Below are 25,918 nucleotides of genomic sequence, written 5' to 3'. Positions count from 1 at the left end.
CTCTTTCCGTCTTTTCGTTCGACTTGCATGTGTTAAGCACGCCGCCAGCGTTCGTCCTGAGCCAGGATCAAACTCTCCATGATAGATTGTTTGTTTCGGCTCGATTTTGTCTTGCCTTTCTTACTCAAATTCTTTGCGGTTTCCTTTTTTTCTTGAAACTCGCACATCGGCTTTTTTCTCGCTGTACTGTTCAGTTTTCAAAGAACCATCGCTCTAAGCGACTTCATTACTTTAGCATGAACTTCGCTTCCTGTCAAGCCTTTTATTATCTTTCTTTCCTTCTAATTGCAGGATCTTCCAACCGGTTCCTTTTCAGAAAGGGATCAACGCCGTCAGAAAAGCCATCAATCCAAATATCACGCCGGGGAAATTGGCGATGGCAATAGGCCAATCCCTTTCTTTTTTCAGTAAGCCATAACCAACCCATAATATGCAGTTGATCGCAGCCGCAAGCGGTTGTATATAATCGCCCCTGTTTCCATGCAGATTGCCTATAATTTGCGGGATATAGGAAACATACATAACAATCGCCGCAACTGCCGCAACGCTTCCCAGCGCCTTGACTATTTTTTCATTCATGATCTTTCTCCTCCGTCATCCTATCTTATAATAAGGTATAAAATAAATTAATTTATTAAAAACTTAAAGCTCATTATATCACCATCAATAATTTTCTGAAATGGCAAAATGAAATCAATTTCATCTTTTTCCAAAACATATTAAATACTTTACTTTCCCTAAATCAGACAGAAATGGATTTACTTACGGCTCCATCTTTACTTTCCACATTTTCTAATAGTAAAATGAATATAAGAATAATGGTTTATACTTAAATTATCCTTCCATTTTCACGCAGGAGGCCGCCATGAAAAAAACTTCACTTTCATTCATGATCACCGCCGGAATATTGGGTGGCATTTTCACCTTTTCCGTTTCTCCCCATTTGGCGGACGCTTTTGATTTAAGCGGCACCCTCGGTGCAGTCATCGGCGGTGCCCAGCAGTACCGCCAAATCGATGCATACATGGATCACATCAACAATACCGATGATGGCCGCAATGAATATTTTCAGGCTCTCATCAAGGACCTGGGTGTATCGGATAATGATTATTACGCCCGTCTTTTGGATGACATTATGGGACGGCTTACCCAAGGCATCGGTGCATCTGATCCTTCTATTTATAACAAACCCTATTTATACTTTTTGAATGCTGATCAGACATTTAATGCGTCCTGCGGTCTTGGTCATGTAATGACGGTGAATGAAGGGATTTTCAATCTGTCGGAAAATATAGACGAAATCGCCGTGGTCATCGCTCATGAGATGGGTCACGGACAGAAAGACCACGTACTTCACGGCACACGAAAAAAATTAAAGACAGCCATTGGCGGCACGATACTTGCCGGCGCCATAGGCGGAAGCGCTTTTTCAGACAAGGCCATGGGAGTGCTTACGCAGCATATTAACAATGTGCAGATCACCAAGAAAGCGGAATGGGAAGCGGATAATCTGGCTTTCGATTATTGTTACCAGGCAGGCTATAATCCGGGTGCAGGCGCAGCTCTATGGGAGCGGGTCATTGAAAAGAAGGGCGATACTGCCGGAAACTTTATCGGTGAAATCTTCTCTCCCAATGACCACCCCGGCCACAGGGAGCGGCGTGATAATTATGAAAAGAAAATCTCCGCACTGTCCGGCGGCCGCGTGACAATCAAGAATAATTCGGATGTAGTACAAATTAATAAAAAGGATTTCCTCAAACCCGCCCCACTTGCCGATATGAGTTCTACAGAAAGGAAATATCTCGTCATGGGCAATCTTGCCGCCGCTTATGATCACGGGCAGAATATTTATGACGCATATGTACAGAACGGTACGGTGATGCTGGGCAACCAGGCGATTTTCACTCCGGTCAGTGGAGATATTTCCGCAGAAGAAGCCGTTGCTATTTTGAACCAGATTAAATAAGCAGCGGAATGTAAAAAATTAATAACTTAAAATGTCAAAATAAGTTAGAAATTTATAGAAGCATTTTTGGTAAGATAGCTCATGAGTGCATCATATATTTATCAAATTGGTTGGCAATCCTCCTCTACCCAGCAATCTTTTTCCCATTATCAAATGTGATAGATTTAAAGAAATTTCTTGGAGATAAATAGATCCATCCAGTGAGTACTGCATTTATACACTTTATGCCTTTGTACCGATTTTTCAAAAGGAATATATAGAAACTTGTTCGTCTATGGTAAGATATATGTAGGAAGCCATTGGTGATACTCCTTTCTTTTGAATTAGACACTCAAATTGTATCACAGATGGTTTCTTCATTTTCTAACTTAATTTTATTAACCAAGTCTATCATATAGAAAGCTATATAATATCAGGAATTTCGTTCTTCCCATTAACATAATGAACTCTCCACGGAAATACTCTAATTGCACCCCGTCCATCCTTATCATTCTTTCAATAGAAATGACAACACCAGCATAATCCCCGCATATCTGTCATCATTCTGCTCAATTTATTAAAACGTGGAACTTTATTACATTATTACATTCTTTATATTGGGAAATATTGATAAGCCATTACTTTTCCAGCAATACAAAAAGTTATAAGACTATATATAAATCATCTTGATAAGCACAAAAGCGCCCATGTCGATAATGGACGCTTTTGTCATTGCATATAAACAACCCTTATTTAACCACCATTACCCATAAGGGAAGAATTTCCTACTCCACCTCCATCAATATTCCCAGATATATGGTTAAAATGATCTCCAATAAACCCGAAGAAAGTCCAGCAGGCAAAGGTAAAGAGTCCTGCATAAGTCATTGCTTCAAGTCCTGATGCATAGCAAGCGTACAAACTGTATACAGATGCTATAATCGCGATGAAACCCGTCGATTTCACATCTTGATATCGGCCAGCAGACTTAAGTATTGAAGTGACTGCCGCCATGGAGAGAATATAAGGAATGATATTGGTAACGGTTGCCAAGTTTACAAGCTGCTCAAACTGTTCGTTCAATGTCGGACTGATTGTCATTAGTGCCAATACTGTCTGAATCGCCCCCAAGATGAACATGCCCCTGATTGGTGTTCCCTTTTCTGTGACCACTGCGAAGAATTTCGGCATGTACCCGACATCGGCAGCAATTTTGAAAACGTTAGCTACGGTAAATTGCCATCCGAGAAGAGACCCAAGACAAGCAATACACATCATCCCCATAACAGCATGCCCTACCGTATTGTTAAACATAGCGGCAAAAGCAAGACCGAAAGGAGCGGAACTTTCAAATATTTCTTGGGCAGGAAGAATCCCAAACATGATATTGGTTGAAATAATGTATACCACTGCACAAAGAAAAGTGCCACCAAGTACTGCGACAGGCACACTCTTTTCGGGATTCTTAACCTTTTCACAATTCGCACAGGCCGATTCCATACCAAGGAAAGACCACAGTGTCATAGTAATAGCATTGGTCGCCGCTTCACCAAAGGGAAGATCATGGACATTCCAATTAGTTGCATACATATTTCCCGAAAAGAAAAACCAACCGACGGTACAAAGCGTGAAAATAGGAAGAATAACGCCCCATATGGTTAACGTGCCAATACGGCCAGTAATACTCGCGCCGCCAAAATTAGGAAATGTGGTGAGCCACAGGATACCGATTGTCGCCATACAGGTGGTAATCGGATCCAAGCGAATTCCCAGGAAAGTGGAACCGTAGCCGACTGCCGACGTCGCGATGGCAATATTCGCAATAACCAAGGAAAAACTGTAAGTAGTACTGCAAATAAAACTTCCAGACTTGCCGAAAGTGTATTCTGCATAACCGTTCATACCGCCCTGTTTACGACTGTACATACCACATTTGGCAAATACATAAGCAAGGCACATGGAGCCGATCGCCGTGACTAGCCAAGATACGATAGAAAGTCCGCCCACTTCGGCCAGTTTTGCCGGAAGCATAATAATGCCTGAGCCCATCATGTTTACCGCGGTTAATATAGTCAGCTGGGTAACACTCATTTTACTTTCATTATTCATAATACCCTTCTTTCTATTGTCCAAATCACCCTTCAAAAGTAATCACAATCCACTACTTGGTTTTCTCGTATTCTTTCTTCAGCACATACCCAAACGCCGTCTTTTTTCCATCTGCCGTATCTTCCAGATAAACCCCCTGAATTTCAGGTGAGAAGCCCGGAAGCATATTGATGCCTTCTTCAAGGGCAAGGAAATACTTAGTCGCTGTTTCAGACCATCTTTCTCCCGGCTGTTCACAAAGAATTCCAGGCGGATACGGAAGCGCCCCTTCCAGTGCCACACGTCCCTGTGCCTCGCAAAGCGGCACGAGCTCGCCATGTCCACGAACAAGTTCAGCATTCGCTTCGTGGGGATCCATGACATACTCAGGCAAGTAATCTTTCGCAAAGAGCCGGCGCTGGAGAATATTTACCTTTCTATCTTTATAAAAATTATGCATTTCCGCGCAAAGCCGCTTGATATTATACCCTTTATATTTCTCTTCATTCGCTGCGTAGATACTCGGAAGCATATCCTTCATCAGCGCATCTTCGTCATAAAGGCGTTCAAACTCGACAAGTTTATCAACCAAATCAGACAACTTCGTCATGGATTCGCCCGGAGTCAACAGGAACAGAATTGCATTCAAGTCGGTCTTTTCCGGAATAACTCCATTCTCACGGAGATAATTTGCCAGAACGTTTGCCGGAATACCCTCTCTTTCATATTCACCCGTACGGATATCAATCCCCGGTGTTACAAGCTGAAGTTTGCAGGGATCTATGAAATACTGCCCTTCACCATATCCCTTGAACGCGTGCCAAGCCGCGTCAGGTTCAAATGCCCAGTATGCAATATCTTTCGTCATATCCGCACATTTACCGTCTTCCCACTTCTTGCCATGTACCAATGGCGGAACAAGGGGACGGAAATATTTGCAATTGTGCAAAACCAATTTACGAAGTTCAATTCCATTTTTTACAACACGCTGCCACAGGTATTCCCCTTCTTTGCCCTGATGCATTCTGGCATTCACGTCAAGCGTGGTAAAAATAGGATAAAATGGGGACGTAGACGCATGGAGCATAAAAGCGTTATTCAGGCGTTTATGGGGTACATATCTATCCTGTCCTTTGATATGAGAATCCTTCTTATGGATTTGAGATGCCTGAGAAAATCCCGCCATCTGCTTATGCACAGACTGGGTTACGAATATCCCCGGATCTTCCGCCCCCAATTCCAACAAAAGCGGACTGCAGTTCTTCATCATGGGAATAAACTCCTCATAGCCGACCCATGCAGAATCAAAAAGGATGTAATCGCAGAGATGTCCAATCCTATCTACAACTTGACGAGCATTATAAATACAGCCATCATAAGTCCCCAACTGGATAACTGCCAGGCGAATCGGGCGTTTCATTTCCGCTTTCTCAGGACACTGTTCCGCAATCAAGCGGCGGATATACTTTTCATCAAAGCAATGCTCCAGAATACCGCCGATAGAACCATATGGATTTCTAGCCGTTTCCAAATAAATCGGTGTTGCGCCAGACTGCACCAAGGCCCCCTGAGAAATAGATTTATGATTATTTCTATCGTAAAGAACTATATCTCCGGGAGCAAGAACCGCATTTAAAACGATCTTATTGGAGCTTGAAGTACCATTCAGTACAAAATAAGTTTTATCTGCTTTGAACACACTGGCTGCAAACTTTTCCGCTTCCACAGGCGTACTTTCATGAATCAACAAATCCCCCATTGCCACATCAGAAGAAGAAAAATCACTTTTAAAAATGTTGGCTCCGTAATATTCATACAGCAGACGACCAGACGGATGGGCACAAAAATATTGCCCACCATGATGTCCGGGAGTCGCCAGACGGCTATTTCCTTCATCAATGTATTTTTGAAGCGCCTTGAAAAACGGAGGCTTTAAATTATTTTCATACTGACGAGCCGCTTCTTCAATCTGGCAGTCATACAACCCCTGATCCGATTTTGATAAGTCAATAACACGCTTAATTCTGCCGAAAAATTCCCCGTCAAGCATTTGGCTCTTCGTCAAGATTACGACGATGGGGATACTGAATGCACGTACAGCCTCATTTTTCAATACATCCTTATCTTCTTCCGTAATGACTACCGCCGCCACATCCAGGAAATCTGTTTCTGTGGTCTTGACAATATGACGTTTGGTATTTGGCTTGTACACACGGTAAGCGTTTTCTGAATAAGCAAGTCTTAATGATTCCACTTGAAACCTCCAATTTTTTTGAACTATACTTCTCTATTCACTGTATTTTCCGCTGCGGTTAAGACATCAGGATTACCGAATGAGGTTCTTCCTGTAAGCTTCAAATTCACTGTACCACGGGCTCTACCGCATTTTCAAATCACCCATATTTTCTTTTAAAGGCAAACCTTCTTATATATTTTTTCATGTGGATAAAAAAATATACCCATAACCTCTGTTTTTTATCGCGTAGTACATTTTCATTCTTCTTTTTAGTTGTTTTTTGTATTTTTACTCATCTTGTTTTAATGATTCAATTTTAGTAATATTTTTTCAAGATAGCCATACGATTATAAGTGACTCGATAAGAGCAAAATCATTACAGTATGATTATTAGTCACACTAACAATTATCGTTTAAGATATTTATATGGATATTTTTGCCTATAGCGTGAACAAAATGGAGCAAAAAATGGATCTTCCACAAATCCTGGGAAAAAGAATCAGGTACTATCGCAAGCAAAAGCACATGAGTCTTCGACAATTAGCGGATATCATATGCAAAAGCGTGTCTACGCTTTCAAAATATGAAAGCGGACAGATCGTGCTGGATATTACCACTTTGTATGATATAGCCCATGCTTTCCATCTACCAGTAGAACAGCTTCTTTATCATGAAGAAATCTTTATGTCCCCTACGGAAAAAGACAGTTATATTCCTGCATTTTTCCACGATGTGACGCGTCTATATCTTTATTTCTTTGACGGAAGATCCCATGAATTGGTACGGGGCGTTTGTGATATTTCAGAAAAAGTTTCGCCCCAAACGTATAAAGTGAATATGTACGTCAACATCGACAGTTATGAATACTATCAAAACTGTGAGAACACCTATCATGGCATCTTGAAACACTTTGATGCATTAAGCACACTGGAATTAGTAAATCGTGACACTGACATGGATAAGTACATCATCCACATCCCTGCTTCTTATATAAATTCTCCCACGAAATGGGCATTGGATCTGAGTATTTCCTGTCGGCCTATTATGCCGATTGCAGGAAAAACATTATTTTCCAAAGAAGTTCAGGATGAAACAAAAGAGTTTATACAAAGTCTTCTTTTTAACAAAGAAGATTATAAACGTTTACGGAATTTGAATTTCCTTAGTATTATTTAGTGTTTTTTAGTTTTTAGGAGGTTTTGGAATGGAAGAAAAACTGAACGACCAGATGCTGATCCGAAGGGGGAAGCTGGAGAAGATTGCCGCACTGGGATTTGAGCCTTACGGCGGAAAGTATGAATGCACCCATCACAGTGAAGATATCCATGCGAATGCGGCAGCTTTCGAAGCAAGCGGGGAGCATGTCAAAGTGGCAGGCCGTATTATGATTATCCGCGGGCACGGAAAAACGGCATTCTGCACGCTTCGTGATGAAAAAGGGGATATCCAGCTTTATTTCCGGAAAGATACTGTCAGTGAAAATGAATGGAATCTCTTCAAACTGGTAGACATGGGAGATATCCTCGGGGTGGAAGGCACTGTATTCACTACACACACGGGAGAAACGACCATCCGTGTCCTGCACTTCACCATGCTTTCCAAGTCTCTCCGCCCGCTTCCGGAAAAGTGGCACGGCCTTACGGATAAGGAACAGCGCTACCGCCAGAGATATCTTGATCTTATCGCCAATCCCGATGTAAGAAAAACATTCATCAAGAGGGCGAATATGCTCCAGGCTATCCGGAACTGGTATACCGCACACGGTTTCCTCGAAGTGGAAACGCCGGTTCTTCAGCCGCTCTACGGCGGTGCGAATGCAAGACCTTTCATGACGCATTTCAACGCGCTGGATATGACCATGTACCTCCGCATTGCGCCGGAACTTTATTTAAAGAGACTTCTTGTCGGCGGGTATGAACGCATATTTGAAATCACCCGCAACTTCCGCAATGAAGGCATGGATACCCGTCATAATCCGGAGTTTACCGCTATTGAAACATACCAGGCTTATGGCGATATCGATGATGTCATTGACCAGACGGAACAGATCGTGGCAGCCTGCGCCATGGCTTCTTACGGCACTACGAAATTCACCTATGAAGGAACGGAAATAGATGTGGCAGGCCCATGGCCGAGACTCACCATGGCAGAAGCGGTAAAGAAATACACCGGGGAAGACTTTGATGCCTGCAAGACCATTGAGGAAGCACGTGCCATCTGCGACAGACTTCATGTGGAATACGGTGAATTTGACGGCTTCGGCAAGCTTCTGGCAGCTGCTTTTGATGACTATGTAGAAGAGCACCTTATCCAGCCTGTCCACATTACAGAGCATCCCATCGAAGTATCTCCGCTGTCCAAACTGGATCCCAAAGATCCGAGATATACCATCCGTTTCGAGTCTTATATTTATGGACGCGAACTGGCAAACGGATTCTCCGAATTAAATGATCCGCTGGATCAGAGGGCGCGTTTTGAAATGCAGGTAGAAGAAAGAGAGCATGGCGATGATGAAGCGCATCCCATCGATGAAGACTTCCTTACTGCTTTGGAATACGGTATGCCCCCGACAGGCGGACTCGGCATTGGGCTTGACCGTCTTTTCATGCTCATGACCAATTCTTCCAGTATCCGAGACATTCTTCTTTTCCCTGCGATGCGGCCGGAAACGGATCATGACGATACGTTCCAAAAATAAACATCCCCAATACTGAACTTTAAGTCTTCTACCGGCCACTGTTACAGGGTCGAGTAGGAATAAACCTTTTTTGATAAGAGCGATGACTATAGAATGCCGGTCATCGCTCTTATCACGTCCAATTTTTACATGCCTATTCTGCCAAACCATTGATGTATAAAGCATTCTCTTCAAAATTCCGGTCTTTTCAAAATAAACCTGTAAGTTCCATCAAAAAAACACCCGCCAAAAGCAGATGTTTCATTCGGAAATATTTTTTAAGGATTTTATCTCAAAATGGACTGAAGAAACGAGCGCGTCCTTTCGCTTTGAGGATTTTCAAAAATTTGTGTGCTTGTTCCTTCCTCTTCCACTTTTCCGTCTACCATAAAAAGGACTTTATCCGAAACAGATTTTGCGAAAGCCATTTCGTGGGTAACGATTGCCATGGTCATATTCTCATCAGCCAGCTGCTGGATGGTTTTCAAAACTTCTCCTGTCAGTTCAGGATCAAGTGCCGAAGTAGGTTCGTCAAAGAGCATGATATCAGGATTCATGGCAAGCGCCCGGGCGATGGCTACACGCTGTTTCTGCCCGCCGGAAAGACTGCCCGGATAAACGTCTTTCTTATTTAACAGTCCGACTTTGTCAAGAAGAGCGTCAGCAGTAGGAATTACATCCTCCCGCTTCATTCCTTTCACATAGACCGGCGCGGCAAGAATATTATCCAAAACCGTCATGTGCGGAAAAAGGTTAAAAGACTGGAAGACCATACCCATACGGAGAAGAATCCTTCTTGCCGTCACATCATCGGCATAAACGACTTTGCCGTCTTTTTCCTGTGCCAGGTATTCTCCTTCCACACAGATAGATCCGCCCTGGATGAGTTCCAAATGGTTCAGACATCGGAGAAGCGTACTTTTTCCCGCGCCTGACGGTCCGATAATGGAAATTACTTTTCCTTTTTCCAAATCCATATCCACGCCGTGAAGGATCGTATTTTTCCCAAAATCCTTCCGTATATTTCTCATTTCAATAAAACTCATGGCTTACTCCTCATAAACGGCATAGCGATTTTCAACATAGGTCAGAATTTTCGTCAGAACCGCGGTACAAACAAGATAGAAAACACCTGCCACCAAGAACGGAGTCGTGTCAAAATCACGCTGTACAAACGCACGGGTAACACGCATCAAATCGTTCATGGCAAGAATGTATACAAGGGACGTATCTTTCAAAAGTGTGATGGTTTCATTTCCCAAAGGCGGAATGACGCGTTTCACTACCTGCGGCAGGATAATATGCCACATTGTCTGTTTGTAGGTAAAGCCGAGCACTTTCGCCCCCTCATACTGCCCCTTGCTGATGGACTGGATCCCGCCGCGGAATATTTCTGCAAAATACGCCGCATAGTTAGCTACAAAGGCAAGTATAGCCGCAGGGAAATCGCTGATCTGCAGATCAAAAATCAAAGGCAGCCCGTAGTAGATGAACATAATCTGAAGCATGAGCGGCGTTCCGCGCATCAGATAGATGTACGCCCCCGCCGCCTGACGGAACAGACCGACTTTGGAAATACGTACCATAGCAAGAAGCATTCCGAGAGGAAGCGACAACACGATGGTAAAAATAAATATTTGGGCGGAAACGCCAAGACCGCTGAACATATTCGGCAGTATACGGAAAATGTAATCCATAAATCCCTCTTCAAAAACTTTATTACAGTATTACAGTGTAATGAGAAATCGCCACTTATTATACATCAACTGAGGATAATAAGAAACCGTTTTTTTCAAAAGAAAGAGGCCGGCGTGCATTACGCCTGCCCATTTCTTCATTTCAGCTTATTTCAGAACAATATCTTTGCCGAACCATTTCTGGGAAATCTTAGAGGCTTCGCCATTTTTGATGACCTTGTCAATACCGTCATTCAGAATATCCACAAGGACTTTATTATCTTTTTTGATTCCGATAGAAAAGGTGTCTTTTGATACTTCACCCGGAAGTTCACGGAACTTATTCGGTTTCTTTGTCATATAGTATTCAATCAGGCAAGTGTCCGCCAGTACCGCATCGGCACGTCCCGATTCCAGATCCATGAAGCATGCGGTCAGATCGGGGTAAGCTTTGATCTCTCCAAAAGACTTTTTCAGATTTTCATCACGATCCAAAAGCGTCTGCGCCGTGCTGGACTCCTGAATGGACAATTTCTTTCCTTTCAGCTCTTCTGCTTTTTGTACGGCGCTGTCAGCAAGAACTACATAGACTTGTACATTATCCATATACGGTTTCGTAAAAGCAAGAGCTTTCTGCCGTTCCGGCGTCATGGTGAATCCATTCCAGATGCAGTCGATGCGGCCGGATTCCAATTCAGTCTCTTTGCTCGCCCAGTCAATCGGTTTAAACTCAATGGGTATCCCGATTTCTTTGGAAACAGCTTTTGCCATATCGATGTCGAAACCCACGATTTCACCTTTGTCATCACGGAATCCCATCGGCGCGAAAGTATCATCCATCCCTGCCACAATTTTTGTCGGCTTTGCCGATTTGTCGGCTGCCGGAGCCGCTGCTTTCTTTTCACCGCCGCAGCCTGCCACCAATCCGGCAGCTCCGCAGGCCAATGCGCCAATGACAATCATTTTTTTCCAGTTCATATTCGTTCTCCTTTTCTTTTCCACTTTATCTTGCTAAATAAATACTATGACAGTATACTAACTCACCGTTTTACTTTTGTCAAGTAAAGCGATAAATTTTTTGAAGAATTCTTTTGCAGGGTATTCTTATCGTTTCCGGCGGATAGATTCCCCTTCCCGCCATGATATAATAAGCATGGAAAGAAGGGACTCTTATGACTACTCCTGTTATTTATGATATATCTATTGGAAAACATAAACCTCATTCGGGGACGCAGACAAGCTGCCCATTCTGCCACAGAGAAACACTGACAGATATCTTAGATGAAAAAGGCGATATCATTTGGCTCATGAATAAGTATCCTGTTTTCAGAAACACTTATCCCACAGTGATTATCGAATCGGCAGTCCATGAAACAGATCTCACGGAATATACCAAGGAAAAAGCGCGGCAAGTCATTTTCTTCGGACTGGAAAAATGGAATTTGCTGGAAAGAGATCCTCGTTTCCGCTCGGTAATCTATTTCCGCAACTACGGTCCTGAATCGGGCGGATCCCAGCGCCATCCCCACTCCCAGATTATCGGACTTGAGGATTACGATTACAGAGACAATATCGACCGCGAAAACTTTCTGGGAACAATCTTTCATGAAGACGAGAATTGCTTTGCTTCCCTTTCATCATACCCCATATGCGGCATGGGGGAACTGAATGTAACACTTAAGACGGACGGCTGCACAGACACTTTTGCCGATACCATTCAAAAAATCGCAAACTACATTCTTCATGATTTCCCTATCCCCTGCAACAGTTATAATTTATTTTTCTACCATATGAAACACATCCATGTGAAACTGTTCCCCCGCTATATAGCAAGTCCGCTGTACATGGGGTATCGCATTACCCACGTCATGGATGATGAAAGCTCAAAAAATATTATCTCAATGCTTACCTCACCCAAATATTTCGGCTGATTACTTTAAGGAGAACCTATTGAAACTGTATGCCTTCAGTGATTTCCACCTCTCCGGCGACCCGCCGACAAAACCGATGGATATTTTCGGAGAAAACTGGAAAAATCACCGTGAAAAAATTCTCTCTGCATGGAAAGAAACCATTACCGCCGGCGACACGGTCATCATGGCGGGCGATATTTCCTGGGCCACTCATCTGGAAGATGCTCTTTCCGACCTGAAAACGCTTTCCGCACTCCCCGGCCGGAAAATCATCGTCCGTGGCAATCACGATTACTGGTGGAACACCGTATCAAAAATGAAACGAATGACAGACAATGCTTTTGAATTTATTTTCAATTCTGCTTTATCCGTAGAAAATATAGCGCTCGCAGGCACACGGGGATGGATCCCCGAGACATCAAAAAAAATAACGGAAGAAGATAAAGTGATTATCCTGAGGGAACAGGGACGGTTAGAACGTTCCCTCATAGAAGCGGAAAAATTTAACTGTGAGAAAATTTTCGCCATTCTCCACTATCCTCCTTTTGATGAGCAGAGAAGGCCTACAAAAATGATGGAGATCATGAAATCCCACGGCGTAACAGACTGCATTTACGGGCATATCCACGGTAAACAGAATTTTAACAACCTGCCAAAGGAGCTGGAAGGCATACAGCTCCATCTCACCTCCTCCGATTATCTGAATTTTAAACCTCTTCTTCTTACAGAATGGAATGAATCATGAAAAAACTAACAGAAAGCAAATTACTTGCCGGTTTCATTTACGGCGACCATCATACAAAAGAATATGTATACCTGCCGGGAAGCGAACTGGGCGCGGACATTCCCGTCCTCGTTTATGAAACGGATGAAGGGCGGCGCGACTTATCCATGGATGAGGCTTTGGACGTTATCGAAAAAAGAAGTTTAAAGCCCACCACCCACCCGATTTTCGGGAAAAGGACACTATAAAACGCGGTGCATGATAACCCACCGCGTTTTATAGTGTTTCAACTCCATGTTTTCATCTATCACTTCAACATCATTACCGCCATGTGGCGTCCGGTTCTGCCTGCCGCTTTCCTGTAAGAATAAAACAAATCATTCCTGCAATAGGTACAGATGCCGCAGTCTTCAATATTTTCCGGCAGAATACCTGCCCGCTCTATAAGTATACGGTTCGCCAGCGGCAGATCGATAAGAATCTTCCCTTCTCCTTTAGGTGCCGAAAGCCTCTTCATTTCTTCTTCATCAAATATCTTTTCAAAAGCTTCCACTACATCTTTTTCCACTTCAAAGACGGATTTACCGATAGCCGGTCCGATTCCCGCTTTTATATTCTTCGGCTCGGCGCCATAGCTTTCCTGTAAATGACGCACCGCTTCCCCCGCTATATTTCCTGCCGTTCCTCGCCATCCTCCATGCGCCACCGCAATGGAAGACGTCACGGGGTCATAAAAAAGGAGCGGCGTACAGTCGGCATAATTCAGTCCGAGGGGCACGTTTTTTTCGTTGGTGTACAAGCCGTCGCATGCGGGAATGGCGGAAGTGAAATCCTGCGCACCGCGTCCGCAGTCCGCCTTTCCCACCTTCTCCATATGGATGCCGTGAACCAATGCGCAGTTCACCAGCCTTTCGGGAATAATGCCGAGGACATCAAAGAAGCGTTTCCGATTTTCTCTGACTTTTTCTGGCGCATCATCCGTAGAAAACCCCATATTGAGCGAATGGTATGCCCCTGTACTGACGCCTCCGTTCTTTGTAGACACGGCTGCTATCAGATTCTCATTTTTAAAAACATCAAAAGTAAGGAAAGATACGCCGCTTTTCGTTTCAATATGCATATTTTTTCCCTCATTCATAAAAGGTTCCATATCCGCGGGTACAGGCGCAGTAAACTTCATCGCTTCTCCCGTTTCGGGATGGGTGAGAGTGACCGTATGCGCATGGAGCGCCTGGCGGCTTATCAAATCATGATTCCCGCCATACAAATCATCACCTAAAAGCGGTGTCCCCATGTACCGTGCATGGACACGGATCTGATGCGTCCGTCCGGTGAGAAGATGGAGCTTTAAAACGGTATAGTTGTCCCCGTGGCGGAGAACAGTATATTCCGTCCGCGCGGGTCTGCCGTCTTTCCGTACTGTCCACTCGATAATACTTCCCTCTTTCCGCCCGATAGGCGCGTCGACAATGCCGAACTCTCCGGGAATATAACCGCCTGCCACGGCGATATACTCCCGATGTATAAGGTCATGGGAGCGGGTCAGAGCATACTGCGCTTTCGCCGACTTGGCGACTACCACCACCCCTGTCGTATTTCTGTCCAGGCGATATACAGGATGGATCCCCGATTTTTCTCCCTTCTTTTGGAAATATCCCGCTACCGCATTCACCAGGGTATCATGGATTCCCGCATTCGTAGGATGGATGATCATTCCTGTCCCCTTGTTCACTACAAGAAGAGTGTCGTCCTCATAGAGAATATCCAGGGGAATATCAGCAGGCACAATGTCTGACGATTCATCCCACACCAAACGGACGCGGTCTCCTTCATGAAGAACGGTTTTCGCATTATGAATCCGGGTACCGTTCAGCCAAACCTCCCCGTTCCATTTTATCCGTTTCCATAAAGCGGAAGAAAATCCTTTATGCCCCCGTATAACATCACGCAAATGGCGCCCCTCATCAAACGCATCCGCTTCAAAATCGATTTCCATAGTCCTCACTTTCCTATGTACATATTTTTTCTATTTTACCATGGAAATACGGATTCAACAGAAATAAAAAAGGCCACAGAAAAAATTCCATGTACCTCTCCCATTTTTAATAAATAAATTTCCACGCTTACTCTTTCAGCGCCGCCACGCCTGCTTCCAGTACCTTGCCCACACTTTCGCGGAACACCAGAGAACAGCGGCTGTCTCTCGGCGTTTCGTCACGGTTGATCATAACCAGGGAGTCGCCTTGGAAATAATCCACATATCCCGCCGCCGGATAAACCACCAAACTCGTCCCGCCGATAATCAGCATATCCGCACGGGATATTTCATCAATCGCGTCTTCAATCGTATTCCTGTCAAGCATTTCCTCATAAAGAACGACATCAGGCTTGACTACGCCGCCGCAGCCGGGACAATGGGGAACCGGACTGCAAAGTTCCATAAACTCCTCCATACCGTACATTCTGCCGCATTTCTGGCAAATATTCCGCAGTACTGAACCGTGTAATTCAATGACTTTTCTACTTCCCGCCTTTTGATGAAGCCCATCAATATTCTGCGTCACCACGGCAGATAATTTTCCCATCTTCTCCAATTCCGCCAGCGCCGTATGTGCCCGGTTCGGTTCCGCTTCCAGCATCATGCCTTCTCTCTCTTTGTAGAGTGTAAAAAATTCTACAGGATGCTCTGCGTAAAAATGGTGGGAGAGCATTTCTTCCGGCGACCAGGGAAGCTCCGTCTTTTGGCGATACAACCCGCCCTTCCCGCGGAAATCGGGAATATCCGACTCCGTAGACACTCCCGCTCCGCCAAAGAACACGATCCGGTTATGACTTTTCAGCATTTCGATAAATTCTTCCATAGGTGCCATGAAAATTCTCCTTTCTCTGTTGTGCTTTTTCTTCATTGTACCTGTTTCTTTCCTATTTGACAAAAGGGAGAAAAAAGGACTACTATTTTCATAATATAAGGAGGTTCCTATGAGCAGACTCACTTTAGAAAAAGCAAAGGAAATACTGAAAAAGCATACCACGGAAGACCATCTTTTCACCCATGCCCAATCAGTCAGCGCAGCAATGGGCGCTATGGCCGATTATTTCCGCGAAGACCGTGATCACTGGGAAGCCATCGGCTATCTCCATGACGTGGACTATGAAGAATACCCGGAGGAGCACTGCCGCCATGTCCGGGAATTCCTCGCCCCCGAAGGTGTCGATGAAGAAGATATCCATGCCATCATTTCCCATGGCTGGGGCGTATGTACGAATGAAATTGAGCCTGCCACTCCCCTGGAAAAAAGTCTTTTCACTGTGGACGAATTGACAGGCATCATCATGGCATACGCACTCATGCGTCCTGAAGGTATCGACGGCATGGAACTGAAAGGGTTCAAAAAGAAATTCAAAGACAAAAAGTTTGCCGCGGGATGCAGCCGTGATGTCATCAAACAGGGTTTTGATATGCTCGGTCTTGATCCGAACCTCGTGATGCAGCTCTGTATTGACGGCATGACACGTTACAAAAAAGAACTGGGGCTGGAAAAATAATCCGGCAAAGACCTTTCGGAAGAGAGGTCTTTTTTATGCACGAAGCACGCAAAAAGAGGAGCATCCGCTCCCCTTTATCAGTATTTCCTGCCAAGCACAATTGTTTTTGAAGCAGGTTCCGCCGTCGGAAGGGCCTCCGCTTCGTAAACAAGGTCTTCTGTCAGATGACCCTTGATATGAAATACACTTTCCAAGTCTTTTTCATTAATATAAACCACGTCGCTTTTCACAATCCCCGGCACCTTGCCCAGACGGGTCATCAGTGTGTTTGTTTCCCCGTCCCAGTAAGCCCCCACCTTGGCGGCGACAGACGTTTCCACTGCAGGGATCCAGATACTTCCATCTTTACCAAGAGCCTTCTTTTTCAGCTTCCGCCCGTTGATGACAAGATCATAATGTTTTGCCACATAAGTCACGCTGCCGTCAGAGGCGATGATCTTATGATACACTTCATCGGGCGTGGCAAAGTCTTCCACACCGTAACGCGCAAGATATTCTTTTACAGACGATACAGTGAGCGGTTCCCATCCGTAGCCGTCAGGATAAATATAGTAAGAAACGGTATGATCCGGAGCTTCTTCCATAATCACACGGTCATAGATGATTTCCACGGGTGTTCCCATGGGCACACTTTCAAAAAGTTCCTCCACATCTTCTTCATACATACGGATACAGCCGTGAGATACACTGCGGCCGATAGACCATGGCGCGTTCGTCCCGTGAATACCGTAATTCCCGTAAAGGCCCAACCAACGGTACCCAAGAGGATTTGACGGACCGGAAGGCACAGTAGTTTTCGTTTTCGGATCGGTCCACACGGGATTCACTTCTTTTTCTGAAATAGAAAACTCACCAACCGGAGAAGGCGTTTCAGGCGCCCCGACAGCCACAGGATAAATGCGTACTTTCTCCGTCCCCTCGTACAGCGTTAAAAGCCGGCTTGCCAGATTCAATGTGATTTTCTTTCCTGTTTCACTTTTCTTCGGCGCCGGAAGCGGCATCCCCGATAAACTGCCTACTTCCGTATTGATAGCGGCATCTGCCGTATATCCGCCCACCCCGGCCAGCAGAAATACGATACAGCAAAGAGCTGTTATTTTTTTATGCAGTAACATATCCACTCCATTATTCATGAAATATCATTTTGATTATACTAATTTGCTGAAATCACCCCAGCGCCTGTAAACATCCAAAACATTTATCAAGAGAGAGATACGGTTATTTCTGACAGCTTCCTCCTCTACCATGACCATGACAGAATCAAGAAATTGATTAATTGGTACGGTGAGCGTTTTCAGGGCGGGAAGGGCGCTGCCGTAATCGTACGCATTATAAGCGCTGGTAACTTCTTCTCCTGCTTTTTCAAGAGCGGCATACAAATTCTTTTCCGCCTCTTCCGTAAGCAGTTCGGGACGAATTTCAACAGCAGTCTTTCCTTTCGTAATATTCACAAGACGGGTAACCGCCTGACGCATTTCCAATTCCCCCTTCACATGGCTGTCCATCATGGAATGCGCTTTCAGGAATATCGCATATACATCATCTACCGCCCCGGTAAGGACAGCGTCTACGATATCATAATCCACCCCTTCATCAAGAAGAATGGCTTTGATACGCTGGCGGAAAAAATCCTCCACTTTATCCGCCGCCGTATCTTTTTCTTCCTGTGTCCCCGGCAGGAGCGCAAGAGCCATTTTCACACCTTTGCGGACATCCCAGTGGATCTCCCCGTCTGTCAGAATATGGACGGCGCCGATCGTCTGGCGGCGGAGCGCAAAGGGATCCTGAGAACCGGTAGGAATCAATCCGCGAAGAAACGTCGCCGCCAGATTGTCCAGCTTATCTGAAAGAGACAGCGCCCTTCCGATAGAAGATTTCGGAAGAACATCGCCGGCAAAACGGGGCATGTACTGTTCAAAAATAGCGGCTGCCACCTTTGGCTTTTCCCCGTCAAGAAGAGCGTATTCTTTGCCCATCTCTCCCTGGAGTTCCGTAAATTCCGTCACCATGCCCGTCGCCAGATCGGACTTGGACAGATAAGCGGCACGTCGGACATCTGCCTTTTCGGTATCTGTGAAATTCCAATCTTCACCGATTGCTTCCACCAGCTTCACCAGGCGGTCAGACTTATCCAGCATCGTCCCCATGCCTTCCTGATAATTGATGCGGGAAAGCGCTTCACGATGGCCTTCCAGTGATTTTCTGCGGTCGCCGTCAAAAAAGAACTTCGCGTCATCAAGACGGGCGCGGAGAACACGTTCATTTCCAATCTGTACATTGCGGATCGCCCGGTCTCCTCCGTTCCTGACCGTCAGAAAATAAGGCATAAGCGAGCCGTCTTCCTTTCTGACGGGATAGTACCGCTGATGGTCACGCATGGGAGTCACCACCGCCGGCACGGGAAGATCAAGAAATTCTTCATCAATACGGCCATAGAGCGGCGTCGGATACTCCACCAGATAATTGATTTCTTCCAGGAGATCCGCATTGTGCCAGACCTGCCCCCCCAGCTCCTTTGCTGTCTTTTGCAGCCCCGCGGTAATCAGGGCGCGTCTTTCGTCCTGATCCGCAATGACGAACGCCTTCCTCATCGTTTCCTTATATGTTTCCGGTGATTTGATTTCCACCTCTTCCTTGCAGAGGAACCGATGGCCGCGGCTCATCCGGCCGCTCCGTACATGCGCAAATTCCATAGGGACGACCGCTTCTCCCGCCAGTGCTACGATCCAGCGGACAGGGCGGATAAAGCGGGCTTCCTCATCGCCCCAGCGCATGCTTCTCGTGAAATTGAGCCCTGTGATAAGAGAAGTGAAAAGAGCGGGTAGTATTTCTTCCACCATTTTCCCTTTATTCACCACCTGCGCCCAGGTATATTCTCCCTCTTTGATCAAATCGGCCGCGGAAATCCCCTGTCCCCGGGCAAATCCCTCGGCGGCTTTTGTCATATTTCCGTTTTCATCATACGCGGCGCGGATAGAAGGCCCGCGTTTTTTCACTTCCTCATCAGGCTGCGCGTCCGCAGCGGCAGTCACGATGACAGCCAGCCTTCTCGGTGTGGCGTAAACGTCCACTTTTTCAAAAGCAATCCGCGCTTCATTCAGCTTGGCGCCGGCAAGAGCATGCATCTGCTCAACGATGCCGGACATCATATTTGCCGGCATTTCTTCCGTACCGATTTCCAAAAGAAGATTTTTAGACATTCGCGTCACTTCCTTTCAGCATGGGGAATCCCAGTTCCTTACGTTTATTCAGGTACGCTTTCGCGCACATACGCGCCAGATTTCTTACCCGGCCGATATACTCCGTCCTTTCCGACAGAGAAATTGCTCCGCCCGCATCAAGCAGATTAAACGTATGAGAACATTTCAGCACATAATCATAAGCAGGCAGGACATAGCCTTCTTTGACAACGCGGGCCGCTTCCTTTTCATACATGTCGAACAGTTTGAAAAGCATATCATGGTCAGACAGTTCATAACTGTACACCGACTGCTCATACTCATTTTCATGCCATACATCACCGTAAGTCACGCCGTCCGTCCATACCAGGTCATAGACATTATCTTTTTCCTGTATGTACATGGCGATACGCTCCAGACCGTAAGTGATTTCCACGGACACAGGATGCTCATCGATACCGCCAACCTGTTGGAAATAAGTGAACTGCGTGATTTCCATTCCGTCCAGCCACACTTCCCAGCCGATCCCCCAGGCGCCGAGCGTGGGAGACTCCCAGTTATCCTCGACAAAGCGGATATCATGCTCCTCCGGCACGATCCCCAGCTCCCGCAAAGACTCCAGATAGATTTCCTGAATATCATCGGGCGACGGTTTCATGATGACCTGAAACTGGTGGTGCTGGTACAGACGGTTTGGATTATCGCCGTAACGTCCGTCATCCGGACGGCGGGACGGTTCCACATACGCCACATTCCACGGCTCCGGCCCGATGGTTCTGAGAAACGTCGCCGGATTCATCGTCCCCGCCCCTTTCTCTACATCATAAGGCTGCTCCAATATGCAGCCCCGCGCCGACCAAAACTTCTGGAGCGTCAAAATAATCTGCTGAAAAGTCATATGTCCTCCTGCAAATAAAAAATCCCCGCAACAATTAAGCTGCAGGGACGAATTACAAATCCGCGGTTCCACCCTCATTGGCCAAAGGCCCGCCTTCGTTTGATAGCTGCCCTACTCCGTTCAGGCAGCAGCTCGGAAACGCCTTCCGCACAGTGCCGGACTCCCACCCTCACCGGCTCGCTTGATCATGCGTACTCCTCTTCCTCATCGCTGTGATTATAGGAACATTCTATCAAACGGCAGCCGGAATGTAAATACGGGATAATAAAAACGTTTTGCGCGTAAATCCATTATTCCCCTCTATATTCCCGGTTCTCCATGGATCCAATTGAAATTTCCTCTGCTTCAAAGACAAAAAAGATATCTAGTCTTCCTCAGGAAGCCCTTTCAGGATACCCATGTGTTCCATGGTATCTATAATCGACTGGCTCACTTTACCCCTTTTCTTTAAATCTGCTTTAGACGTAAACAGATGCTCATTCCTGACCTTGACAATTTCTCCGGCTGCTGCATTCCCCAATGCGGGGATACAGTTGAAAGACGGCAAAAGTTTTCCATCTTCTATTTTGAATGCAGTCGCCTCCGATTTTTCCAAACTGATAGGCAGAAATTCCATTCCGCGAAGATACATTTCCGCTGCCACTTCAATCACCGCAGCATTGTCCTTATCTACGGCCGTAAGATGTTTTAGCGCAGCAATGCGGGCCAGTTCCTGTTTCTGTGATGCCAATCCATTCAGAATCACTGTGGCATTAAAGGCTCCTCCTGCATAGACAGTAAAGTAAGCGGCATAGTAAGCCAACGGATGATACACCTTGAACCAGGCAATGCGGAGAGCTGTCATAGCACTAAATATTGGAGGCGCTTTAGGAGGCAGGTATCTTATTTTCAAACAAGAATCAATAAACCATTGTGGTACATGGGCCGCTTCCAACTCAGCCAGATGATTGGATCCCTTGCTTTCAATTCCTTTCCCTTTACGTACGTTTTCCATCACTGTGAAAGATGTCAGCGATTCCACACCATGATGAATAAGATAATTCATCACATCCTCTCTGGTGGAAATAACTTCTTCTATTTTCACCGTATCATTCTTGATGAGCTCCCGGGCATTATTCACCCATACGCCGGTGCCATAGCGGAAGCCGGACACTTTTACCAATTCAGAGAAGTTCTTTGGTTGTACATCTTCCAGTACTCCTCTTGCAAAAGGTGTTCCATACCCCGGCAGTCCCAATGTCCCTACGGTAACTTTCCCATTTACAATAACATCTGCCAATTTTGACGGTGTAATGCCAAGGGCATCAGTAGAGCAAAAAACAGATAGTGCCCGGGCATCATTAAAAGGAATAGATTGCGGATTGATACCGGTTAAATTCTGAAGCTCATGAACCATAGTCAAGGCGTCATTACCATTCATGGTAAGACTCAGCATATCATCCATAATAGAATGATAATTAAACCGGACCGTACTATTAGCAGGCCATCTTCTGTCCTTTGCATTCAACCATTTATAAACATCCGGATATTTCAGGAATTTTTCAGAACCAGGAATCAGTTTATCCCCATAGCATAATACATGTTCCCGTCCCAATAACTTTTCCATATACTTGTATACTTCAGCCAGACCCGCATCCTGTACAAAAACAAGACCAAATCCTTTAATGTTGGTGCCATCAAGTCCAAAAAGCACAGAATACGGAATATTATGACCATCCTTATAAAGTAAAGTTCCACATTCCGGACAATTGTGGTCAGGAAGGTCAAAACCACTCCCCACTGAGCCGTCAGTATAAAAATGATTCCAATGACATTTGGGGCATACATAATGTGAAGGCAGCGGATTGATTTCAGTAATACCGGACATGAACGCGACAAAAGAAGACCCTAAAGAATCTCTGACGCCCGCCGGATGACCACCGTCATTAGAATACTGTACTAATTTATGCGCCGTATAAAAAATTGTACTATAACCGTTATCCTGAATAAATTTTAACTCAAGACGCAGACGATCTTTTACAATTTCAGGCAGAGGATCTCCATAAACAGCATGAGCCCGATCATAACATAGCTTTCCCAGTTTATCATAAACTTCCTCATGTTCATGATTTGTTCCCATTTCTACTGGATCGCCTTGTTTAATAATCGGGAATAATCCCAAAAAGATTGTAGGCTTTGCTGCTTTAACATATCCAGGAAGTGCTGTTAAGGTGTTATTTTCTGAATCTACGACAGTATCTCCTATTTCCCAGTCCTGAATATTCTCCATATTCGCTGCCGCATATCCTATTGACCCACAGCACAGGATATCAGCTGCTGCAGGAAACGGTAAGAAATGCCCCACTTCCGATACCGTGCAGACTTTGCCGGAAGCCATCATTCGGATCTTCATCCCCGCCTTGAGTTCCCCATCGACAACACGGATATGTGCAAGTGCTTTCCTGGAAGGATCAAGGACGGAATTAAAAATAAAACCACGAAAAGGCTTTTTCGAATTGTCTAATGGCGGCGGTACCTGCTCCACTATCTTTTGGAGCACAGCTTCCACATTCCGCCCCGATTCATCAGAAACAAAAACCGTATTTGCCATGTCATAACCACTGATACATTCGAGATCTTCTATGATTCGTTCCTTATTAATTGATTCACCGGATTTTTCGATGAGAACCGGGATTAATACCAGTCCATGAGCTAATACCAGATTCATATCTGCCAGTATCTGGCGTTTAGACACAGAACAGGAATCAATAAGCAAAAGCCCCCCTTCACAAGTGAAAGGACTGCTGTATACGTCTTGCGTCCAATCCGCTGACCATTCACAATGGAAACCCACCTGCGCCGGTATCTCAATAAAATTCAGCTCATAAACCTCGCCATTTCGATATTTATAATGCAGCTGTACCGGCTGCCCCTTATCAACAATATGCGAACCTGGCATATCAGGAATACAGATTCCTTCTCCGTAACCCATACTTCGGTTGCAGAACTCTATCAGCCGTTCTATCAATTCCGATTTACCGTACTGTTTATTATTGACAATCAAAATATTTCTGATATATTTCGTATCCATAGCCACTTCCCTCTGTCAAGAAAATAAGACTTATTTTCCCCTTCTTCATTTGAAATAGAGTTACTTATCCTGTAATCGATTCCAATAGCCGCTTCTTATCATCTATCTTTATCAAATGCTCCATTAATGTTATAGACTTCTGCATCAAGCATATCTATAAAATCTGATCGACTGATCGCCATACACTATTAATCTCTACCTTTTTCTCAGTCTTTTCAGTGAATCCACTCGCTGTAGCAATTACCCAAGGAAGAGAATCATTATCTTCATCATCCTTTCGCTCTACATATTTCCGAATCTGAGTACAGCCCAATCATCAGCCATCCCCTTATAGCCCTTGGATTGGACGAAAATAATTAATGAGTCTCCAACAACCTACTTCAACCAACCGGCTGTCTTGAACACGCATTATTTAAGAATTTTAATCTTTATTCTTTGATAAGATTTTCCCACTTGGTAATGGAATCCGGCAGTATAGACTTGTTGTTTTTATAAAAAGTCATCAGCTCCTCATCCGTAATTTGTATACAATTCTTCATTTTATCCGCATTTTCCACTTTAGGGGCATACAAATACACGATATACCCATCATTTATATATTGCTTAAAACTAAGTGCATCCAGAACACCACTGTACCTCGATGACTTTACTTGTACAACAGCCTTCTGTAGATATTCTTTCCGTCTTGACCTGAACTCACACTCCACATTTATCGTAGTGGATCTCTTCGCGATAGAATTGGAAAGAACATAATAACCCTTTGCTATCTGGAGATAAGAAATCACCAATTCTTCCAAGTCAAAAGACGATAAGTTGTTTAACAGACCTCCTTCCATCTTCTTTACTTCATATACATTTCTTCCAGCACGACTGTTAAACATATATTTGGAATATTCAACAATTTCTTTTTCCTTATCAAGACTTTGTTTAATTCCCCCATTGACTCTGTTAAAAGATCCGCTGATTTGTCCGGGAACTTCTAAGCCCACCAGATAGCCTTCTACCGGTACGACGGCTCCGATGTCCAATTCCTTGTCGCATTTAGGAATCGCTTCTCCTTTGGCTCTGCAAATCCAGTACATTCCGTCGAGATCTCTTGTCCAAAATAAATCGTCCGCTTTTGTATCTAAAAAAGTATTCAACGCAGAATTGATTCTTTTCCCATTCCTTTTTTCGCTCTCTTTCACAATGTCGTAATAGTCCCGATAATCCTTAATTTCTCTTGTTCCATAAATATGGCTCCATCCTATCGCTACATATTTTATTTCTCCTTTAAGACAAAAATTTATCAGCCCTTCCCTCTTTTTCATGTCTTTATCCGTCTTGAGATTAATTCTGGTAACATGCATGATTCGCATCTCCTCACTATAAATACACATTAAACTACTATATTCAGTATACCCCCCCAGAATTTTTTTCAATATCATGTATATTTAATATTTTTATACCCATTTCATAAGATTATATATCAGGCACGAATCATTAAAATTATTCTTCACGGATTTTCGAGAAATTGTAAATACACATAAAAATCACGAATACCCTATTGTATAGGAGAACGCGTCATACTGAATAAGACCAATCAAAAACTATATGCAAGAAAACAAAAAGCAACACCAAAGGTAAGGAATCCGTGACCCCATCAGCGTCATAGATTCTTCACTCTGTGTCACTATTTCGTTTCCTGTCTTTCTCACAAAGTATTTTTGCCCCGTTCAGAATGAAACCGGACAGCAAGGCATCATCCGAAGCGAATGTGAAGGGTCTGTGCCCATGGTAAGGAAGACCATAAGACGTCATTCTGAGCGCAGCGAAGAATCTATGACTGTGGTGAGGAAGCCGGTAAGCTGTCATTAAAGTAATAGATTCTTCACTCCATTTCATCGTTCCATTTCCCGTCTTTTCCACAAGGCATTCTTGCCTCCGTTCAAAATGACTGGGAACGGTGAGACGTCATCCCGAA

At 44.7% G+C, this 25,918-nt stretch carries 21 protein-coding genes; 7 read left to right on the top strand and 14 right to left on the bottom strand.

Features of this window, described 5'->3' with window-relative positions; translation table 11 throughout:
- Window positions 1–312: 312 nt before the first annotated feature.
- Entirely contained in the window at window positions 313–579 is a 267-nt protein-coding gene (locus GCWU000321_RS09095) for a SemiSWEET family transporter (protein ID WP_007070952.1), read from the bottom strand.
- Window positions 580–865: 286 nt separating this feature from the next.
- Between GCWU000321_RS09095 and GCWU000321_RS09090 the strand changes: the two genes are divergently transcribed.
- A complete protein-coding gene (locus GCWU000321_RS09090) occupies window positions 866–1,969 on the top strand; it encodes a M48 family metallopeptidase (RefSeq protein ID WP_007070951.1) in 1,104 nt (367 codons plus the stop codon).
- Between the two features lie 732 nt (window positions 1,970–2,701).
- Here the strand turns inward: GCWU000321_RS09090 and potE are convergent.
- Both potE and speC read right to left on the bottom strand, forming a co-directional pair.
- Entirely contained in the window at window positions 2,702–4,057 is a 1,356-nt protein-coding gene (potE, locus tag GCWU000321_RS09085; RefSeq protein WP_050754535.1) for a putrescine-ornithine antiporter, read from the bottom strand.
- A 52-nt stretch (window positions 4,058–4,109) separates the two neighbouring features.
- A complete protein-coding gene (gene speC / locus GCWU000321_RS09080) occupies window positions 4,110–6,290 on the bottom strand; it encodes an ornithine decarboxylase (protein WP_040381642.1) in 2,181 nt (726 codons plus the stop codon).
- Window positions 6,291–6,740: 450 nt separating this feature from the next.
- Between speC and GCWU000321_RS09075 the strand changes: the two genes are divergently transcribed.
- Both GCWU000321_RS09075 and lysS read left to right on the top strand, forming a co-directional pair.
- Complete coding sequence (locus tag GCWU000321_RS09075) at window positions 6,741–7,448, top strand: helix-turn-helix domain-containing protein (protein WP_040382158.1); 708 nt, start codon at window positions 6,741–6,743, stop codon at window positions 7,446–7,448.
- Between the two features lie 28 nt (window positions 7,449–7,476).
- On the top strand, window positions 7,477–8,970 hold the full coding sequence (lysS, locus tag GCWU000321_RS09070; protein ID WP_007070947.1) for a lysine--tRNA ligase: 1,494 nt from the start codon (window positions 7,477–7,479) through the stop codon (window positions 8,968–8,970).
- A 266-nt stretch (window positions 8,971–9,236) separates the two neighbouring features.
- Here lysS and GCWU000321_RS09065 read toward each other — a convergent pair whose 3' ends face one another.
- The 3 genes from GCWU000321_RS09065 to GCWU000321_RS09055 form a co-directional block, all read right to left on the bottom strand.
- Window positions 9,237–9,995, bottom strand: a complete 759-nt coding sequence (locus GCWU000321_RS09065) for an amino acid ABC transporter ATP-binding protein (RefSeq protein ID WP_007070946.1) — start codon at window positions 9,993–9,995, stop codon at window positions 9,237–9,239.
- A gap of 3 nt (window positions 9,996–9,998) precedes the next feature.
- Window positions 9,999–10,646 (bottom strand): amino acid ABC transporter permease, encoded by a 648-nt coding sequence (locus tag GCWU000321_RS09060; RefSeq protein WP_007070945.1) that lies wholly within the window; start codon window positions 10,644–10,646, stop codon window positions 9,999–10,001.
- A gap of 147 nt (window positions 10,647–10,793) precedes the next feature.
- Entirely contained in the window at window positions 10,794–11,603 is an 810-nt protein-coding gene (locus GCWU000321_RS09055) for an amino acid ABC transporter substrate-binding protein (protein WP_007070944.1), read from the bottom strand.
- Between the two features lie 194 nt (window positions 11,604–11,797).
- Between GCWU000321_RS09055 and GCWU000321_RS09050 the strand changes: the two genes are divergently transcribed.
- From GCWU000321_RS09050 to GCWU000321_RS09040, 3 genes are read left to right on the top strand one after another with little or no spacing between them, the layout of a single operon-like run.
- Entirely contained in the window at window positions 11,798–12,556 is a 759-nt protein-coding gene (locus tag GCWU000321_RS09050) for a DUF4931 domain-containing protein (RefSeq protein ID WP_007070943.1), read from the top strand.
- Between the two features lie 19 nt (window positions 12,557–12,575).
- The gene (locus GCWU000321_RS09045; protein ID WP_040381639.1) at window positions 12,576–13,283 is read left to right on the top strand and encodes a metallophosphoesterase; all 708 of its coding nucleotides are present in this window, start codon (window positions 12,576–12,578) and stop codon (window positions 13,281–13,283) included.
- Complete coding sequence (locus GCWU000321_RS09040; protein ID WP_007070941.1) at window positions 13,280–13,510, top strand: hypothetical protein; 231 nt, start codon at window positions 13,280–13,282, stop codon at window positions 13,508–13,510. Before GCWU000321_RS09045 ends, GCWU000321_RS09040 begins: the two co-directional genes overlap by 4 nt.
- Before the next feature lie 59 nt (window positions 13,511–13,569).
- Here GCWU000321_RS09040 and pgeF read toward each other — a convergent pair whose 3' ends face one another.
- On the bottom strand, window positions 13,570–15,258 hold the full coding sequence (gene pgeF / locus GCWU000321_RS09835; protein ID WP_007070940.1) for a peptidoglycan editing factor PgeF: 1,689 nt from the start codon (window positions 15,256–15,258) through the stop codon (window positions 13,570–13,572).
- A gap of 127 nt (window positions 15,259–15,385) precedes the next feature.
- Entirely contained in the window at window positions 15,386–16,132 is a 747-nt protein-coding gene (locus GCWU000321_RS09025) for an NAD-dependent protein deacylase (RefSeq protein WP_040381637.1), read from the bottom strand.
- 109 nt (window positions 16,133–16,241) lie between these two features.
- Between GCWU000321_RS09025 and GCWU000321_RS09020 the strand changes: the two genes are divergently transcribed.
- Window positions 16,242–16,808, top strand: a complete 567-nt coding sequence (locus tag GCWU000321_RS09020) for a hypothetical protein (protein ID WP_007070938.1) — start codon at window positions 16,242–16,244, stop codon at window positions 16,806–16,808.
- Between the two features lie 77 nt (window positions 16,809–16,885).
- Here GCWU000321_RS09020 and GCWU000321_RS09015 read toward each other — a convergent pair whose 3' ends face one another.
- The 6 genes from GCWU000321_RS09015 to GCWU000321_RS08990 all read right to left on the bottom strand — a co-directional run bounded on the left by GCWU000321_RS09015 (window position 16,886) and on the right by GCWU000321_RS08990 (window position 25,863).
- Window positions 16,886–17,923: a L,D-transpeptidase gene (locus GCWU000321_RS09015; RefSeq protein WP_169303251.1), complete on the bottom strand. Its 1,038-nt coding sequence runs from the start codon at window positions 17,921–17,923 to the stop codon at window positions 16,886–16,888.
- 33 nt (window positions 17,924–17,956) lie between these two features.
- On the bottom strand, window positions 17,957–20,008 hold the full coding sequence (gene glyS / locus GCWU000321_RS09010; RefSeq protein WP_007070936.1) for a glycine--tRNA ligase subunit beta: 2,052 nt from the start codon (window positions 20,006–20,008) through the stop codon (window positions 17,957–17,959).
- Complete coding sequence (glyQ, locus tag GCWU000321_RS09005) at window positions 20,001–20,885, bottom strand: glycine--tRNA ligase subunit alpha (RefSeq protein WP_007070935.1); 885 nt, start codon at window positions 20,883–20,885, stop codon at window positions 20,001–20,003. Before glyQ ends, glyS begins: the two co-directional genes overlap by 8 nt.
- Window positions 20,886–21,249: 364 nt before the next feature.
- Window positions 21,250–23,955 carry an EF-Tu/IF-2/RF-3 family GTPase gene (locus GCWU000321_RS09305; protein WP_007070933.1) on the bottom strand — a complete coding sequence of 902 codons (2,706 nt, stop codon included), beginning with the start codon at window positions 23,953–23,955 and terminating at the stop codon, window positions 21,250–21,252.
- Window positions 23,956–24,383: 428 nt separating this feature from the next.
- Entirely contained in the window at window positions 24,384–25,304 is a 921-nt protein-coding gene (locus tag GCWU000321_RS08995; protein ID WP_244835112.1) for a ribonuclease D, read from the bottom strand.
- 310 nt (window positions 25,305–25,614) lie between these two features.
- Window positions 25,615–25,863, bottom strand: a complete 249-nt coding sequence (locus tag GCWU000321_RS08990; protein ID WP_007070930.1) for a hypothetical protein — start codon at window positions 25,861–25,863, stop codon at window positions 25,615–25,617.
- Window positions 25,864–25,918: the final 55 nt, after the last annotated feature.

The organism is Dialister invisus DSM 15470 (genome assembly GCF_000160055.1).
In the GTDB taxonomy this organism is placed as follows: Bacteria; Bacillota; Negativicutes; order Veillonellales; family Dialisteraceae; genus Dialister; species Dialister invisus.
Note: the sequence above shows the minus strand (reverse complement) of the source record. Positions and strands in the feature narration are given on the sequence as shown.

Coding starts and splice junctions, on each gene's coding strand:
- GCWU000321_RS09095 (WP_007070952.1), bottom strand. CDS start 579: ATGAATGAAAAAATAGTCAAGGCGCTGGGAAGCGTTGCGGCAGTTGCG.
- GCWU000321_RS09090 (WP_007070951.1), top strand. CDS start 866: ATGAAAAAAACTTCACTTTCATTCATGATCACCGCCGGAATATTGGGT.
- potE (WP_050754535.1), bottom strand. CDS start 4,057: ATGAATAATGAAAGTAAAATGAGTGTTACCCAGCTGACTATATTAACC.
- GCWU000321_RS09075 (WP_040382158.1), top strand. CDS start 6,741: ATGGATCTTCCACAAATCCTGGGAAAAAGAATCAGGTACTATCGCAAG.
- lysS (WP_007070947.1), top strand. CDS start 7,477: ATGGAAGAAAAACTGAACGACCAGATGCTGATCCGAAGGGGGAAGCTG.
- GCWU000321_RS09065 (WP_007070946.1), bottom strand. CDS start 9,995: ATGAGTTTTATTGAAATGAGAAATATACGGAAGGATTTTGGGAAAAAT.
- GCWU000321_RS09060 (WP_007070945.1), bottom strand. CDS start 10,646: ATGGATTACATTTTCCGTATACTGCCGAATATGTTCAGCGGTCTTGGC.
- GCWU000321_RS09055 (WP_007070944.1), bottom strand. CDS start 11,603: ATGAACTGGAAAAAAATGATTGTCATTGGCGCATTGGCCTGCGGAGCT.
- GCWU000321_RS09050 (WP_007070943.1), top strand. CDS start 11,798: ATGACTACTCCTGTTATTTATGATATATCTATTGGAAAACATAAACCT.
- GCWU000321_RS09040 (WP_007070941.1), top strand. CDS start 13,280: ATGAAAAAACTAACAGAAAGCAAATTACTTGCCGGTTTCATTTACGGC.
- pgeF (WP_007070940.1), bottom strand. CDS start 15,258: ATGGAAATCGATTTTGAAGCGGATGCGTTTGATGAGGGGCGCCATTTG.
- GCWU000321_RS09025 (WP_040381637.1), bottom strand. CDS start 16,132: ATGGCACCTATGGAAGAATTTATCGAAATGCTGAAAAGTCATAACCGG.
- GCWU000321_RS09020 (WP_007070938.1), top strand. CDS start 16,242: ATGAGCAGACTCACTTTAGAAAAAGCAAAGGAAATACTGAAAAAGCAT.
- GCWU000321_RS09015 (WP_169303251.1), bottom strand. CDS start 17,923: ATGTTACTGCATAAAAAAATAACAGCTCTTTGCTGTATCGTATTTCTG.
- glyS (WP_007070936.1), bottom strand. CDS start 20,008: ATGTCTAAAAATCTTCTTTTGGAAATCGGTACGGAAGAAATGCCGGCA.
- glyQ (WP_007070935.1), bottom strand. CDS start 20,885: ATGACTTTTCAGCAGATTATTTTGACGCTCCAGAAGTTTTGGTCGGCG.
- GCWU000321_RS09305 (WP_007070933.1), bottom strand. CDS start 23,955: ATGGATACGAAATATATCAGAAATATTTTGATTGTCAATAATAAACAG.
- GCWU000321_RS08995 (WP_244835112.1), bottom strand. CDS start 25,304: ATGCATGTTACCAGAATTAATCTCAAGACGGATAAAGACATGAAAAAG.